The 15070-nt window shown below is 55.8% G+C and carries 13 protein-coding genes and 6 pseudogenes; 12 read left to right on the top strand and 7 right to left on the bottom strand.

Annotation, left to right across the window (positions count from 1 at the left end; genetic code table 11):
* Positions 1 to 1032: 1032 nt before the first annotated feature.
* Positions 1033 to 1782 (bottom strand): annotated as a pseudogene (locus tag WLY71_RS24885) (tyrosine-type recombinase/integrase); the annotation flags it as partial.
* Between the two features lie 834 nt (positions 1783 to 2616).
* On the opposite strand from WLY71_RS24885, the gene WLY71_RS24880 reads away from it, so the two are divergent.
* The 7 genes and pseudogenes from WLY71_RS24880 (at position 2617) to arsJ (ending at position 6983) form a co-directional block, all read left to right on the top strand.
* The gene (locus WLY71_RS24880; RefSeq protein ID WP_347805657.1) at positions 2617 to 3030 is read left to right on the top strand and encodes an arsenate reductase ArsC; all 414 of its coding nucleotides are present in this window, start codon (positions 2617 to 2619) and stop codon (positions 3028 to 3030) included.
* Positions 3031 to 3038: 8 nt separating this feature from the next.
* Complete coding sequence (locus WLY71_RS24875; RefSeq protein ID WP_010455862.1) at positions 3039 to 3410, top strand: metalloregulator ArsR/SmtB family transcription factor; 372 nt, start codon at positions 3039 to 3041, stop codon at positions 3408 to 3410.
* Between the two features lie 27 nt (positions 3411 to 3437).
* Positions 3438 to 3755 (top strand): annotated as a pseudogene (locus WLY71_RS24870) (arsenate reductase ArsC); the annotation flags it as partial.
* A gap of 28 nt (positions 3756 to 3783) precedes the next feature.
* Positions 3784 to 4500, top strand: a complete 717-nt coding sequence (gene arsH, locus WLY71_RS24865) for an arsenical resistance protein ArsH (protein ID WP_282377894.1) — start codon at positions 3784 to 3786, stop codon at positions 4498 to 4500.
* Between the two features lie 12 nt (positions 4501 to 4512).
* The gene (locus WLY71_RS24860) at positions 4513 to 4725 is read left to right on the top strand and encodes a protein phosphatase (RefSeq protein ID WP_347805656.1); all 213 of its coding nucleotides are present in this window, start codon (positions 4513 to 4515) and stop codon (positions 4723 to 4725) included.
* A 23-nt stretch (positions 4726 to 4748) separates the two neighbouring features.
* Positions 4749 to 5753, top strand: coding sequence for an ArsJ-associated glyceraldehyde-3-phosphate dehydrogenase (locus tag WLY71_RS24855; RefSeq protein WP_347805655.1), 1005 nt, complete (start codon positions 4749 to 4751; stop codon positions 5751 to 5753).
* A 9-nt stretch (positions 5754 to 5762) separates the two neighbouring features.
* Positions 5763 to 6983 (top strand): organoarsenical effux MFS transporter ArsJ, encoded by a 1221-nt coding sequence (gene arsJ / locus WLY71_RS24850; RefSeq protein WP_347805654.1) that lies wholly within the window; start codon positions 5763 to 5765, stop codon positions 6981 to 6983.
* Between the two features lie 303 nt (positions 6984 to 7286).
* Here the strand turns inward: arsJ and WLY71_RS24845 are convergent.
* Together WLY71_RS24845 and WLY71_RS31465 are read right to left on the bottom strand one after the other, a co-directional pair.
* Positions 7287 to 8018, bottom strand: a pseudogene (locus WLY71_RS24845) (gamma-glutamyltransferase); the annotation flags it as partial.
* Positions 7994 to 8257 (bottom strand): annotated as a pseudogene (locus WLY71_RS31465) (hypothetical protein); the annotation flags it as partial. The pseudogenes WLY71_RS31465 and WLY71_RS24845, both read right to left, overlap by 25 nt.
* On the opposite strand from WLY71_RS31465, the pseudogene WLY71_RS24835 reads away from it, so the two are divergent.
* Positions 8216 to 8548 (top strand): annotated as a pseudogene (locus WLY71_RS24835) (methyl-accepting chemotaxis protein); the annotation flags it as partial. The pseudogenes WLY71_RS31465 and WLY71_RS24835 overlap by 42 nt on opposite strands.
* 172 nt (positions 8549 to 8720) lie before the next feature.
* Here WLY71_RS24835 and WLY71_RS24830 read toward each other — a convergent pair.
* A pseudogene (locus WLY71_RS24830) lies at positions 8721 to 8884 on the bottom strand (site-specific integrase); the annotation flags it as partial.
* A 441-nt stretch (positions 8885 to 9325) separates the two neighbouring features.
* Here WLY71_RS24830 and WLY71_RS24825 point away from each other — a divergent pair.
* Positions 9326 to 11227, top strand: a complete 1902-nt coding sequence (locus tag WLY71_RS24825) for a potassium transporter Kup (RefSeq protein WP_425589961.1) — start codon at positions 9326 to 9328, stop codon at positions 11225 to 11227.
* A 41-nt stretch (positions 11228 to 11268) separates the two neighbouring features.
* Here WLY71_RS24825 and WLY71_RS24820 read toward each other — a convergent pair whose 3' ends face one another.
* From WLY71_RS24820 to WLY71_RS24810, 3 genes are all read right to left on the bottom strand, one after another.
* Positions 11269 to 11397 carry a hypothetical protein gene (locus WLY71_RS24820; protein ID WP_347805653.1) on the bottom strand — a complete coding sequence of 43 codons (129 nt, stop codon included), beginning with the start codon at positions 11395 to 11397 and terminating at the stop codon, positions 11269 to 11271.
* A 94-nt stretch (positions 11398 to 11491) separates the two neighbouring features.
* Entirely contained in the window at positions 11492 to 12133 is a 642-nt protein-coding gene (locus WLY71_RS24815; RefSeq protein ID WP_347805652.1) for a transmembrane anchor protein, read from the bottom strand.
* A gap of 12 nt (positions 12134 to 12145) precedes the next feature.
* On the bottom strand, positions 12146 to 12883 hold the full coding sequence (locus WLY71_RS24810; protein ID WP_347805651.1) for a HupE/UreJ family protein: 738 nt from the start codon (positions 12881 to 12883) through the stop codon (positions 12146 to 12148).
* Positions 12884 to 13395: 512 nt separating this feature from the next.
* On the opposite strand from WLY71_RS24810, the gene WLY71_RS24805 reads away from it, so the two are divergent.
* The 3 genes from WLY71_RS24805 to WLY71_RS24795 are packed head-to-tail and all read left to right on the top strand — an operon-like array spanning position 13396 to position 14927.
* On the top strand, positions 13396 to 13695 hold the full coding sequence (locus WLY71_RS24805; protein WP_069557030.1) for a metal-sensing transcriptional repressor: 300 nt from the start codon (positions 13396 to 13398) through the stop codon (positions 13693 to 13695).
* 54 nt (positions 13696 to 13749) lie between these two features.
* On the top strand, positions 13750 to 14187 hold the full coding sequence (locus WLY71_RS24800) for a YqaA family protein (RefSeq protein ID WP_347805650.1): 438 nt from the start codon (positions 13750 to 13752) through the stop codon (positions 14185 to 14187).
* On the top strand, positions 14184 to 14927 hold the full coding sequence (locus WLY71_RS24795) for a TraX family protein (RefSeq protein WP_347805649.1): 744 nt from the start codon (positions 14184 to 14186) through the stop codon (positions 14925 to 14927). The genes WLY71_RS24800 and WLY71_RS24795 overlap by 4 nt, the downstream gene beginning before the upstream one ends.
* Positions 14928 to 15070: the final 143 nt, after the last annotated feature.

Genomic DNA, 15070 nt, shown 5'->3' with positions numbered 1-15070 from the left:
ATTTCGCTTTCTCAGTGGGTGGCATTTCGTTTGGAAGGACGGAGAAAACGAAATGGCTAGTAGTGCTGCTTCTCGCGGATGAGGTACTTTTTCACCGTGTTGTTGCAGCCCACAAGCAGGTGTAGAAAAGGAAGCTCGTGCGCTTCATTCGGCGTTCCGTTTGCCCCAGCTGACCACCGCTCTACTGTCTAGTCTAAATCCATTTAAATACATGGCGTTACGGCGAATCGGAACCAATGGAGCGGGGCGCAAGGTAGTTCCATTTGTAGTCGGGTGAAATGGAACTGAGTTGGGAGGTCTCAGTTGCTTTTCGGCAAGCTAGATTTTTGACTCTAAAAGGATTATTAATCCTTTAAATACATATGGTTAGAGAGAATAGAAAGAAAAGAAACTGGGCTTTGAAGCAGTTTCTTTTCCGGCGGGTAGAAAGGAACGTGTTTTGAGTGCATGGCTGTATGAAACGGATGCCGGGAGGAGCCTAGCCACGTCCGATTCCCCAAGGCCTATAGCGCGCAGATTACCCATGGAATTCCTTTTAAAATCAGTGGTCTAGTGGAATTCGGACGAGTCGGACGCGAACGCGAAAGAACATCCGATTCGGAGGCTTAGAATCGGATGCCTTCAGGTTGTGGCATCAGGGAGGATAGAGCGCGCAAAGGGAAGGAAGCTGAACGGCGGGCAGGTTTCAAGTTCGGTCAAGGTTGACGGTCAGTGTTTTCAAGGGTTATCGATAAATAATCCTTTAAATACAACTACTTGAATGATGCTTGACCGTTCTTAAAAAACTTGAAAGCTCGGTCACTGTTCCTTTCAAGTTGTGTGGCTGACCTTTAAAGGAACGGGACACAGGCAGGGCAATCTGTATGGTGCTTTCAGGATTTTCAGTAGCTCAGGACGCAGTGCCAAAGGATTTGCGAAATCCGGCCCTGCTCGACGTCCGGCCCCAATTTTAGCGTTGCACGTCTTTGGCACCAATTTTGGAGGCTGTTCCAGAATAGGGTGGTCGCAAAGGCCCGGCCCGCCTATCTCGTCTCAAGTTGCCCCGCTTAATATCAGTTCTTCCCACCGACTTCCTACCAGTGCCAAACATAGAACCTCCTCACACGGTCCACGCGAATCGGTTGCAGATACCATGTTCGCAGCTTCAATCAGATGCCCGAGCTCAGCGCCGGAGTAGTGACTGGTGATGCTGCCGTTCTTGTGGCCAAGAAGAGTCTTACGGTCTTCCTCGGTTACGCCAGCTGCGCGCAGCCGACGGCCAAATGTGTGTTTGAGGTCATGGATCCTTATGGATGCATAACCTGGGTGAGCGGGGCGAAGGTTTTCCTCCTGCCAGAGCTTCGCCGCTCTCACCCGAGCCTTCTTCCAAGCCGTGTCATTCATTCGATGCATCGGGTGCCGTTGTAAGGGAAAACCCATTCCTTGCTCACGCCGCGTTGTTTCTCGATGATCGACTTAGCTACGTTGTTGAGCACGACCAGTCGCTCGTCACCGTTCTTCACTCCAGACCGTTCGTGTCTGCCGCCAAAATCAGCCGGAATCAGAAACACGCTGGTCCCGAGCTCTGGCACCGAAATCTCCCAATCCCATCGCAGTTTGCAAACCTCCTGCTCCCGGGGGCCGGTGTTCACTTTGAACAACGCCATCGTTTGCAGGTGGGCCGGCAACTCCCCGAAAAAGAATCGATTGCTCCGGCCACGACATCGGGTACGGCTTGCGGCTCGACTTCTTCTCTTCCAGTTTCGTGAGCATCGGCACGCTATCCAGCCACGGCCTGCGCTCAAGGGCTGGTCGTGAAGATGGGAGAGCAGCTACTTCCACCTGTGGACGAACTCATTGTGACGACTGGATTCCGCCCCGACATGAGCCTGCTCGCAGAGCTGCGTATCGCCCTTGATCCCGCAACCCAAAGCGCAGTGTTGCTCGCTCCAATGATCGATCCCAACGAGCACAGTTGCGGTACGGTCAGACCCCATGGTGCGGTAGAGCTGGCCCATCCTGAGGAAGGTTTGTTCATTGTTGGGATGAGGAGCTATGGTCGGGCGCCTACGTTCTTGTTGATGACTGGGTATGAGCAAGTTCGCTCTGTCGTCGCGGCGCTGGCGGGTGATTGGGATGCGGCCAGAAGGGTTGAGCTGGTCCTCCCGGAAACTGGCATTTGCAATTCGGATTTCGATGAAGTCGATGATCGCTTGAAGGCTTCGGCAAGTCAGAGGTCTTGGTGTGGCGCCGGAGAGACAATCCTTGAGGCCGCGCCTCGTACCTCGCCGGGTTGTTGCAAAGCCTAGTGCGCAGCAACCGACCCCGCCCTCGATGACCGGGGCGGGTTAGGGGCGACCTTCTTACTTTCTTCTGCATGTCCAGGTAGTCCTTGAACCAAGGAGCGACCTATTTCTGCGTGAGTGACAGATTCATTACAGAAACCATATATACACTGCTGCAGATATTTGAAGAGGCACGGAAGGCGATATACCTGACTAACGCCGTAAGACAGGGCTTCATTGAAGGTGTTCGGCGGAGTCCAATCGTTTTGATGGATCAATGTGTCGTAGGAACTTTACCTTGTATGCGAAAAAACATATATTCCTTAAGCCGTATATGAGCTGAGGCTTCACAATGACCAGCAAAGCCCGTGTCCTGTTCGTCTGTACCGCCAACGCTGCACGCTCCCAGTTGGCCCAAGCGTTGCTGAGGCATACCGACTCAGAGCATTTCGAGGCGTTCAGCGCAGGCACAACTCCGACTCAGGTAGATCCGCGCACCTTTGAGGCGCTTTCACACATCGGTGTGAGCACCGAAGGATTACGTAGCAAGTCGATAGACGAGTTCCGTGGTGAGCGTTTCGATTACGTCATCACCTTGTGTGATAAAGCCGCAGCGGAATGCCTGTCTTTACCAGGAGCAGGTGAGGCATTGGCCTGGAGTTTTGAAGATCCGGTGACCAGCATCAAACCCGATGCCTTCCGTCACACCCTTCACGAAACTCATGAGCGCATCAAGATGTTCGTCTTGGTCAAAAACAAACACTGAGAACCGATATGGCAGACCATCTGACGCCGACCACTGTTTTCAAATGCCTGGCCGACGACACTCGGGTCCGCACGATGATGCTCATCACCCGTGAAGGAGAGCTTTGTGTTTGCGAGCTGACCTGCGCGTTGAACGAGAGTCAGCCAAAAATTTCCAGGCACCTGGCGCAACTGCGTACTTGCGGCCTGTTGTCGGACCGTCGGCAAGGCCAATGGGTTTATTACCGACTGCACCCGAATCTCCCTGACTGGGTTCATCAAGTGCTGACCACCGTGCTGGAAAGCAACAAGCACTGGTTGAGCCCTGATGCCAAACGCCTTGATGAAATGGGTGACCGTCCTGAACGTGCAGCCGTGTGCTGTGAAAGCAAAATCGCCTGATTCCGTCTTAGACAACGAGATCGCTCGATGAAAATCCTGTTTCTCTGCACTGCCAATAGCTGCCGCAGCATCCTTTGTGAAGCGGTCTTCAATCACTTGGCACCGGAAGGCATGAAAGCCTACAGCGCTGGCAGTCAACCCAAAGGCGAAGTGCATCCGCTGAGTCTCAAGACTTTGGAAAACGCTGGTATCTCGACGCTCGGGCTGTTCAGTAAGTCCTGCGATGTCCATGTGAACTTGGTACCTGATTTCGTCATCACGGTGTGCGACAAGGCAGCCGGTGAAGCCTGCCCGGTGTTTTTTTTGCCGGCCGTTAAGGCGAAACGCGGCTGGTTCGATGAATCCAAGAGCGCCGTTGCGCAGGACAAAGACTATGTTTGATGACCCTATCCCCCAACTCGATACCGAACTGGTTGATCTCCCATCGACAGACAAACTAGGTATCGAAAAGACCTCCATCCATAAGCCGCGCATTTTGCTGCTGTACGGATCGACCCGTGAGCGCTCCTTCAGTCGCCTGATGGTAGAGGAGGCCGCTCGACTGCTGGAGCACTTCGGCGCCGAGGCGCGGATTTTCAATCCGTCAGGTTTGCCGCTGCCAGATGACGCCCCTGATGATCACCCACGAGTTAAGGAACTGCGCGAGCTGATGCTGTGGTCCGAGGGGCAGGTCTGGTGCTCTCCAGAACGTCACGGCTCCATGAGCGCGGTCTTCAAGGCTCAGATCGATTGGGTGCCACTCGCGATGGGCGCAGTACGCCCGACCCAAGGCAAAACCCTTGCCGTCATGCAGGTGTGCGGTGGCTCGCAGTCGTTCAACGTGGTTAATCAGCTGCGAGTGCTGGGACGTTGGATGCGCATGTTCACCATCCCGAACCAATCCTCCGTGCCAAAGGCCTATATGGAATTCGACGATAACGGCCGGATGAAACCTTCTCCGTTCTACGACCGTGTCGTTGATGTGATGGAAGAGTTAGTGAAATTCACACTGCTGCTTCGTGACCGCCAGGACTATCTGGTTGATCGTTACTCCGAGCGCAAAGAGTCAGCGGAGGAACTCATGAAACGTGTCAATCAACGCTCCATCTGAGGATTTTTCACTGTGCAACAACACCCATATTCCGTACTGCCCCTGACACAGTTCAATGGCCAATTGATCTTCACCCCGTGCCCAGGCACGAAGGGCACCAAGCCTTTCGAGGCGCTGCAAACCCTCAAGGATGCGGGGGCACCGGCGTTGCGTCCGCGCGCCATTCAGCATCCTGCCCATATCGAATACATCGGCCAGTTCGACACCCAGTCGAACTCCCACTGACAGCAGATACAGAGCACAACAACATGACTATTAAAGTTGGCATCAATGGTTTTGGTCGGATCGGTCGCCTCGCGCTGCGAGCAGCCTGGAGCTGGCCAGAGTTCGAATTCGTGCAGATCAATGATCCAGCTGGTGACGCGGCGACTCATGCGCACCTGCTGAATTTCGACTCGGTGCATGGCCGTTGGAATTACCAGGCCGACTCCAAGGGCGATAGCATCGTCATCGGCGGCAAACGAATCAAGGTAACGGCCAACAAGGCGATTGCCGACACTGATTGGTCGGGCTGCGATCTGGTGATTGAAGCCAGCGGCAAGATGAAGACCGTCGCTGTGCTTCAGGCTTACCTCGACCAAGGCGTGAAGCGCGTAGTGGTTAGCGCCCCCGTGAAGGAAAAAGGCGCGCTGAACATCGTCATGGGCGTTAACCATCAGCTGTTCAATGCGGCGGAACATCGCATCGTCACGGCGGCCTCATGCACCACCAACTGTCTGGCGCCAGTGGTGAAAGTCATCCACGAAAAGCTGGGCATTCGCCACGGTTCGATCACCACCATCCACGACCTGACCAACACCCAAAGCATTCTCGATCAGCCGCACAAGGATCTGCGCCGGGCGCGTGCTTCGGGCATGAGCTTGATTCCGACCAGCACCGGCTCGGCCACCGCCATTGCCGAAATCTTCCCAGAGCTGCGTGGACGCCTGAATGGTCACGCCGTACGCGTGCCGCTGGCCAACGCTTCGCTGACTGACTGTGTCTTTGAAGTCGAGCGGGCCACCACTGTCGAAGAAGTAAATCAGTTCCTCAAGGAGGCTTCCGAGAACGAGCTGAAAGACATTCTCGGCTTCGAGGAGCGGCCGCTGGTGTCCATCGACTACCGTACCGACCCGCGCTCGTCGATCATTGATGCGCTGTCGACCATGGTCATCAACGGCACCCAAGTCAAACTCTATGCCTGGTATGACAACGAATGGGGCTATGCGAACCGCACCGTCGAACTGGCCAAAATGGTTGGTTTGGCAGTCTAAGGAGCGGTCATGAAAGCGTTGCCAGCCCTCGCTCCAGAAGTGCGGCAGTACCTGCTCGTAACGGGCAACTACTGGGCCTTCACCCTCACCGATGGCGCCTTGCGCATGTTGGTGGTGCTGCACTTTCACGCGTTGGGCTACAGCCCACTGCAAATCGCGGCGTTGTTTCTGTTCTACGAACTCTTTGGCGTGATCACCAATCTTGTGGGTGGCTACCTCGGCGCTCGGCTGGGGCTGAACCGAACCATGAACATCGGGCTGGGCCTCCAGGTTGCGGCGCTGCTGATGCTGACGGTTCCAGTGGCCTGGCTAACCATCCCATGGGTGATGGGTGCTCAGGCGCTGTCGGGGATTGCCAAAGACCTGAACAAGATGAGTGCCAAAAGCTCCATCAAGCTTCTGGTTCCTGATGGGCAGCAGGGCAAGCTCTACAAGTGGGTGGCGATTCTCACCGGCTCGAAGAACGCACTCAAGGGTGTCGGCTTCTTTCTTGGCGGAGCCTTGCTGGCACTGATCGGCTTCAAAGGCGCCTTGCTGGTCATGGCGGGTGTCCTGGCGCTGATCTGGATCAGCAGCTTGATCCTGTTGAAGAAGGACCTGGGCAAAGCGAAAGCCAAGCCCAGGTTTCGCGACATCCTGTCCAAGAGCCGGGCGATCAATATCCTCTCAGCGGCGCGGATGTTCCTGTTCGGTGCCCGCGATGTCTGGTTCGTGGTGGCCTTGCCGGTTTACCTGAGCAGTGTCTTCGGCTGGGACTTCTGGAAGGTTGGAGGCTTCCTTGCAGTCTGGGTGATTGGCTACGGCATCGTGCAGTCCTTCGCGCCCTACATCACCGGAAAGAAACGTGGTCATGTACCGGATGGTCGTGCGGCGTTTCTGTGGGCACTTGCACTGACGGGCCTGCCTGCGGCAATCGCTCTCGGGCTGAACACCGAGGTGTCACAACCGGTGGTGCTGCTCGGCGGGTTAATGGTCTTTGGCGCGCTGTTCGCGGTGAATTCGTCGCTGCACAGCTACCTGATTGTCTCCTACGCCAAGGAAGACGGCGTGTCGCTGGATGTCGGTTTTTATTACATGTCGAATGCCATGGGTCGTCTGATCGGCACGGTGCTTTCCGGTTGGGTTTATCAGGTGTATGGACTGGAAGCGTGCTTATGGATATCGAGTGCATTCGTGCTGCTCGCAGCTTTAATTTCAATTGCATTGCCTCGTCACGCGCTTAGTGAATGACTGCTTTTGGCTGTGGATTCAGCCGGTCGATGCAGTCATTGGCCTGAGCCTTAGCGGGTCGCATGCATTGATGAGTGAACTGCAGGGCAGCGCGCAGATGATCGAACATTTGCCCAGAGATCACACAACTGGCGATCTGCGGTTAAAACAACATCATGGGTCGGACGGCATCAGCGAAGGTCTGTAGAGCATGAGCAAGCCGATCACCGAAGGTTACTACGGGTGCCCCCGCTGGACTTTCATCCGGATCTGCGCGCGTTGCGCATCGGTTGACCGTCCAGCGGGGTCGGATGGCTTATTGAATTAAAAAGCAGCCACCAACCCGTCTTTGCGCGGGTCGGTGCCGCCGACATAACCGTGGGCCGTGCGCTGGATGATCTGTGTACCGCCGAAGGCGAAGACGCCTCTGGGCGCTTCGACGACGACATCATGGCCTTTGGCGCGCAGGGCTTCGACGACCTGAGGATCGAATGAGCGCTCCACTGCGACTTTAAGTCCTGACTCGATCCTCCTTGGGCCACCCATTAACCCGAACGACATCAACGGTGTGCCGTCAGCGTTCATCACAAAGCCGGGAATGATGGTGTGAAACGGGCGTTTGCGCGGTGCGACGACGTTCACGTGCTGCGGGTCCAGAGAGAACCCGGCGCCACGGTTTTGCAGGCTGATACCGGTGCCGGGCACGACTACGCCTGATCCGAAGCCCATGTAGTTGGACTGAATGAACGAAACCATCATGCCGCTCTCGTCGGCAGTCGACAGGTACACCGTGCCACCGGGTTTTGGTGAGCCATGGCCGGGGTTGGCGGCCTGTTCGCCCACCAGCCCGGCGCGGTCCATCAGGTAAGAAACATCCAACAAGTGTTCGCTGCTCAAACGCATGTTCTCGTTGTCCGCAACATGCTCGTTCAGATCGGCGAGGGCCAGTTTCATCGCTTCCAGCACCGGGTGCACGGTTTCCAGGCTGTCCACCGGGTGCTCCCCGATGCCCAGCGCTTCGGGCATGGTCAGGCCCGCCAGAGTCGCGATGCCCTCAGGCCGCGCCCAAGTTCATCGGTCCCCAGCCAGTAGATCAGCGACGGCGCCTTACGCACTGCCAGGAAGTTAGGTTTCACAGGATCAAACGGCGCGATCCACGGCGCGAACGCGGCCGCAAGGACAAACAGCAGTAACACCGCCGCGCCCAGTACCGCACCTTTGTTGGCGAAGAGCTTCCGGGCGAAGGGCGAGCGGCTGCGACGGCCATCAATGAAATGACCGGTGCCGCCGAAGATGTTGCACGCAATGCCATCTCTACTTCCGATGCCACACGCGAATCGGATCAGACCGCTCAGCTCGGTCGACAGCAGGTTCTGCGTACAGTCGATGCCATCGGCGAACTGGTCACCGGCGTAACGACTACCGCCGGCGAGGTGGAGGATTTGGCAGGACGCGTTCGTGACATCAGCCAGGTGCTCGACGTCATTCGCTCGGTGGCCGATCAAACCAACCTCCTGGCACTCAACGCGGCCATCGAGGCCGCCAGGGCAGGGGAAGCAGGGCGTGGTTTTGCCGTGGTCGCCGACTAAGTTCGTGGTTTGGTCCACCGAACCCAGCGTTCAACCCAAGAGATCGAACAACTCGTCGGGAACTGTCTCGATTGGCAGTGTCGCTCAACGGTCTTGTGTCGCGCTTTTCGGTATGACGCAACATTAGTAACTCCGGAGCAAATTCACCGAGGTTGTTCATATGGAAGAAATACGCGCTATCGCGATCGCCCCACGGATACCGATAGAAAAGCTGACCGACACACCGTCCTTACGGACTGAGATTCGACCAGTCAGATTGCCATCCTCCCTGAGGATCCGGCGGGCATCGTTGGCGGTCAGCGACTCGAGTTCTTTGATGGTAATTTTGGCCACAAAATAGACTCCCCCTACTTTCCCCCCCCCACAAAACGACAGGCTCTGGGTGGAATCCTCACAGCGTTCGCTTGAATTGATGTCTTGTTTGGCAGCCTCCATATGGGTAAGGCGCAAAAAAAATTTACGTTTTTTTTACGATGGGTTTTGTTACTCGCAACGATACTGGCCGGCAAAATTGACAGTGCTTTTATGCCTCGCAACCCTGAACTTCTTCGGTTTTTCCCACAAGATTTCCTTGGACTGATCAATGCTGTTTTCAGGGGAACAGAAGGTGGTGCGAGTCGGTCGCAGGCCCTTCAGAAAGAGTGATCACTTGGCTGTGCAAGGACTACTGTCTTTATTACTCATTTGAATCTGATGGCAGTTTCAGTGAAGTCCACAACGGCCTTGAAATCTCACGGAATGCGTTTTCGGCCCTCAATATTCGAGACGTATAAAGTGAGCGAAACGGCGCCCCATGCAATTGAAGAACCCCATCGCAAAACTTCAGCGGTAGGACTGCTCGTCGCTGCTGTTGGGGTGGTGTACGGAGATATTGGCACCAGCCCCCTGTACACGCTTAAGGAAGTGTTTGCCGGTCACTACGGTGTCCAGGCCAACCACGATGGCGTGCTGGGCATTCTGTCGTTGATCTTCTGGTCACTGATCTGGGTGGTCTCGATCAAGTACGTGCTGTTCATCCTTCGCGCCAACAACCAGGGCGAAGGCGGCATCATGGCGCTGACGGCATTGGCCCGTCGGGCGGCCGCCCCTTATCCGTACATGAGTAAAGTACTGGTACTGCTTGGTTTGTTCGGTGCGGCACTTTTTTACGGGGACAGCATGATCACCCCGGCCATTTCGGTACTCTCTGCGGTTGAAGGACTACAGCTGGCGTTTGACGGAATAGAGCACTGGGTTGTGCCCTTGTCAGTGATCGTGCTGGTGGCGCTGTTCTTGATCCAAAAGCACGGCACGGCTCGCATCGGTATCCTGTTCGGCCCAGTGATGGTGCTGTGGTTTGTCGTGCTAGGTGCGCTGGGGATCTATGGAATTTTGCAGCGCCCGGAAGTACTGCAAGCGCTCAACCCATACTGGGGAGCGCATTTCTTTATCGCTCATCCGGGGATCGGTGTGGCCATCCTTGGTGCAGTGGTGCTCGCGCTTACGGGCGCCGAAGCGCTGTATGCCGACATGGGCCACTTCGGTCGCAAGCCCATTTCCCGCGCCTGGTTCATTTTGGTATTACCAGGATTGGTACTCAATTATTTTGGCCAAGGCGCCTTGATCCTGGAGAACCCGGAGGCGGTGCGCAATCCGTTTTATCTGCTCGCGCCTGGCTGGGCACTGTTGCCAATGGTCGCGCTCTCCACACTGGCCACCATCATCGCTTCTCAAGCCGTGATCTCCGGTGCTTTCTCCCTGACTCGCCAGGCCATCCAGCTAGGGTATGTCCCTCGCATGTTTATCCAGCACACCTCCAGCCAGGAGCAGGGACAGATCTATATCGGTACGGTTAACTGGGCGTTGATGGTCGGTGTCGTGCTGCTGGTGATTGGCTTCGAGTCGTCCAGTGCGTTGGCCGCAGCCTATGGAGTCGCGGTGACGGGGACCATGCTGATCACCACCATCCTGTCCTCGGCTGTCGTCCTGCTGCTATGGAAAACGCCGCGCTGGCTGGCCATCCCAATGCTGTTTGGATTTTTGCTGGTAGACGGCCTGTATTTCGCGGCCAATGCGCCGAAGATTTTCCAAGGAGGTGCGTTCCCGGTGATTGCCGGCATCGGCCTGTTCATTCTGATGACGACCTGGAAGCGGGGCAGGAAGATTGTTGTTGAGCGGCTGGATGAAACCGCGCTTCCTCTACCGCTATTTATCGGCAGCATCCGTACGCAACCTCCCCATCGCGTACAAGGCACGGCGGTGTTTCTGACGGCCAGGGCGGATGCTGTTCCTCATGCGCTGCTGCACAACCTGCTGCATAACCAGGTTTTGCATGAGCAAGTGGTATTGCTCACCGTGGTGTCTGAAGACAGCCCTCGCGTCAGTGCTGAACGGCGGTTCGAGGTCGAAGCCTTTGGTGAAGGCTTCTTCCGGGTCAGTCTGCATTTTGGTTTTATCGAGGAGCCCGATGTCCCCTTGGCGTTGAGTCTCTGTCATTTGGCTGAGCTGGATTTCAGTCCGATGCGCACGACCTATTTCCTCAGCCGAGAGACGGTGATCCCGACCAAACGCATAGGTATGGCCCGTTGGCGAGAAAGCCTGTTCGCGTTTTTGCTCAAGAACGCCAACAGCAACTTGAAATACTTCAAGTTGCCGCTGAATCGGGTGATTGAGCTGGGCACACAGGTCGAAATGTAGAAACAAACAAGGCCGCAAATGCGGCCTTGTTTTTTTAGGGGTTACTCGTGTGCATGGCCGTGCTCAGCGCTTTCGGAGGTTGTGCCTTTTTCACCGCCGCCGCATGCCGTCATCAGGCCGAGGAAGCAGATCAGAAGCATCGAACGGATCAGAGTTGTAGGGGTTTTCATGGGAAGACTCTTCATAAAACGGATGAAATAAAATGGCCTGTGTTCAGGCTGAGCACCGCATTTTCGGCAGTAGGACAGCCATCGCTGCTTCGAGCTACTGTTTGACGCCCAAGTAATTGCCAGTCGTTTTTAGTGAGATGGTCACGTCGTTGTTGCTGCGATTACGCCAAAACCAACCGTGGGTGCCGTCAAAAATGGCGGTGAATTCACCTTTGTCACCTTTGACTTGCTTGCCCTTGGTGTAGCTGTGGAAGTAACCCTTTTCACCGTTGTAGGGTTCGCCATGGGTGTCGTAGTTCACAGGCCCACCAGCCGTTGTCCATTCATATGTGACGGTTTTGTTCTTCAACATTTCCAGTTTGATTTCTGTCCCTTCACCTGGCTTGAGCGTGACGGTCATTTGATTCGTCTTCAGAGCAGGGGCAGGTGTCGCCACTGGTTGAGCAACAGGTTTCGCAATAGGTTGGACTTGAGCAACCTGCGGAGCTGGAGCTGGAGCTGCTGGTTGAGGTGGCGCGGTATCCGCCAAAGCTTCCTGGGCAAGGGTGATCTTCAATTCGCCCATCTGGGTCAGTCCCAGTGCTCGGCCCACACCCGTTGGATCAACGGCGTATTCCGAGGGCATAACAACGGTCACCAACAGGCCGACAGCAGTCAGCAGTGCAATGACAGTCGAACGCACGAGTTTGCGAGTGCTAGGCAATTCATTAACGGTGGGAAGCGGAGTATTGAACATGGTCAGAATTCCTTACGCGGAGACAAATAGGCCGATGATCTGGTAACCCATCAGGAGGAAGCCGGCACTCATCATGGCGACGTTGGCGGTATAGGCGTGGCGCCAGAAACTGCCGGAGCGCCGCCAATACCCCATCAAAATGAGAATCGCGCTGAGGGCCAGTAATTGGCCGATCTCGACACCGACGTTGAAAGCGAGCAGGTTGGGAATCAGGCCATCAGGCGAGATCTCGTACTCCTGAATCTTGGTGGCCAGACCGAAACCATGGAGCAGGCCGAAGATCAGCGTGGCCACCTTGGTGTTGGGTTGGAAACCGAACCAGCGCTGGAATGCGCCCAGGTTATCGAGCGCCTTGTACACCACCGAGAAACCAATGATGGCGTCGATGATGTAGGAGCTGATGCTGATCTCGGTCAGCACGCCCAGCAGCAGCGTGACCGAGTGGCCTACAGCGAATAGCGTGACGTAGAGCCCCACGTCTTTCAGGCGGTAGAGAAAGAAGATCACTCCGAACAAAAACAGCAGGTGGTCGTAGCCCGTCATCATGTGCTTGGCGCCCATATAGATGAAGGGCAACAACATGACGCCGGAGCTTTCTTGGATGAACCCCTTGTCACCTTCCGCGACGGCATGAGCCATCGCCTCGGGCATTGCGAGGAAAAGTGTCGCGACAAATAAAAACAACAGCAGTAGCAGGCGACGCGAAGGCGCAGTAAATGCGTCAACGCCGCTCATCGAGTGCGAATGCATAGATCAATCCTACGTTGCGGGGATCAAAGGCCGCAGTGCGGCCATGGTCAGGATTTGAACGAAGGACGGGGTGGACGCTCGATCAAGAAAATCGGCGGACGAGGAACGGAATAGGACGGGGCTTCGAGTCGCATGGACAGCTTCGGCTGCGCAGACAAAGTCAACACAGCACTGAGCTGTGGCGTTTCGTGCTGGTGGTCAGGGGTCAAAGGGGAGTGATAGTGATCCGAACAGCTCGCACACGACATCTCAGCTTGCTCTTCATGAGAGTGATGAGCGTCTTGCGCAATCTCCCAGGCCGGCTGTTTCGACATCACTGACAACGTATAGGTATGCCCGGCCCAGGCCACAAACATGGCGAGAGCAAGCGCGATTACCACCGTCGTTGTCAGTGTTCTGCTGAACATAGCGTGCGGGTTTCAACTCGTTTTGTAGGGCTTTGATGCGTTTGACCCATCCTCCTAGGGGGGATAGGATGCCAGCGTAATTCATTGAGGCCTGAGGCTCAAGTCATGAGTGAGCACGAACACGAACACAGCCACCCCCACACCCACCAAAGTCACGAGGCGATCATTAAACGCCTCAAACGGGCGGACGGCCATTTACGCGGCATCATCACCATGATCGAAGAGGGTCGTCAGTGCGTGGACATCGCCCAGCAGCTGCATGCTGTTGAAAAAGCGGTGTGCCAAGCCAAGCGCACGCTCATTCAGGATCACATCGATCACTGCCTGGAGGACACCGTCTCGGCGTTGAACAATGGCGAGCGCGCACCACTGGAAGCCTTCAAGCAAATCACCAAGTACCTCTAGGTCTGACATGCCCATCCACGGCTGGATTGGTTTGAACGCAAAAGGTGAAGATGAGTGTTTGAACTCACCAGCTACGTCGGTCTGTTTCTGGCGGCATTCGGTGCCGCCACGCTGCTGCCGATGCAGTCTGAAGCGGTACTGGTTGGAATGTTGCTTTCCGATCAGTACGTCGCTTCAACGCTCTTGGCGGTCGCCACCCTCGGCAACGTTCTTGGCTCTGCACTGAACTGGATTCTCGGTCGCTCCATTGAGCGATTGCGCCACAAGCGCTGGTTTCCGGTGAGCGAGAGCAAGCTTGAAAAGGCCCGGAATTCCTACCTGCGCTACGGGCGCTGGTCGTTGCTGCTGAGCTGGGTGCCGATCATTGGCGATCCGCTGACAGTCGTCGCCGGAGTCATGCGCGAGCCACTTTGGAGCTTCCTGCTGATAGTCTCCCTGGCCAAGGGCGTGCGTTATCTCGTGCTGGCCGCCGTCACACTGGGGTGGGTATGACAACTGTTCATACGACCCAGCATGCCTTGCTCAAGCGCCGAAGCAGCAGCCTGGATCTGATCAAGTGGGTGGCGATGCTGACCATGGTCATCGACCACCTTCGGTTAGTGTGGCCGGAGATGAGCACTCTGTTCATTCCGGGGCGGCTCTCTTTTCCGTTGTTCTGTGTCGCTATCGCGGCCAACGTGGCGCGTTCTAAATCGGGCGAACTGCTGACGCCTGCTAATGGTCGTTACCTTCTCTCGATGCTGTTGTTCGCCGTTATTTCAGAAGTGCCGTATCGCTACATCAGCACCTCGGGATCGTTCAACGTATTGGTTACGCTGGTGTTGGGGCTGGTGATTGCCTGGGGTTGGCAGCATCGCACCTTGTTGAGCGGCGCTATGGCGTTAATTGCCACCACAATTGCTTATGTGCTGGATGATCCACTGATGTATGGCTTCTACGGAGCACTTGTTCCAGCGGCGGTCTTGTTAGCGATTAAGAAGCCCGGTGTTCTTTGGTTGCTGCCAGCGGCTCTATGCTTGTTAAGCAATACCCGCAGCAGCATCGTTATCAGGGCGATGGACTTAGAAATTTATTCCTTGCTGGCTTTAAGCACTGCGTTCGCGGCGCCCCTAATCGGACTCTGGCTTTTGCGTCAGACCTTCTCCTTCAAGGTCTGGCCGGTCGGGCAATGGGGCTACTGGTTCTATCCGGGGCACCTTGCCGCTCTGCAAGCCCTTCGATTCCTGGTCTGAATGCCCGCCAACTAGCCCTAGTAAATATTAGAAACTCACGATCACTGGTTGGGCCATCGGCGATGCTGATCATCGATCACGTATGGGTGTTCGTGATCCACACCGTCCTGGCCATCGAGGTGCGTGTGATCGCCCGGCAGACC

Source organism: Pseudomonas rossensis (assembly GCF_039888995.1).
Lineage (GTDB): Bacteria > Pseudomonadota > Gammaproteobacteria > Pseudomonadales > Pseudomonadaceae > Aquipseudomonas > Aquipseudomonas rossensis.
The sequence above is the reverse complement of the archived record's forward strand: the minus strand, read 5'-3'. Positions and strand labels throughout refer to the sequence as shown.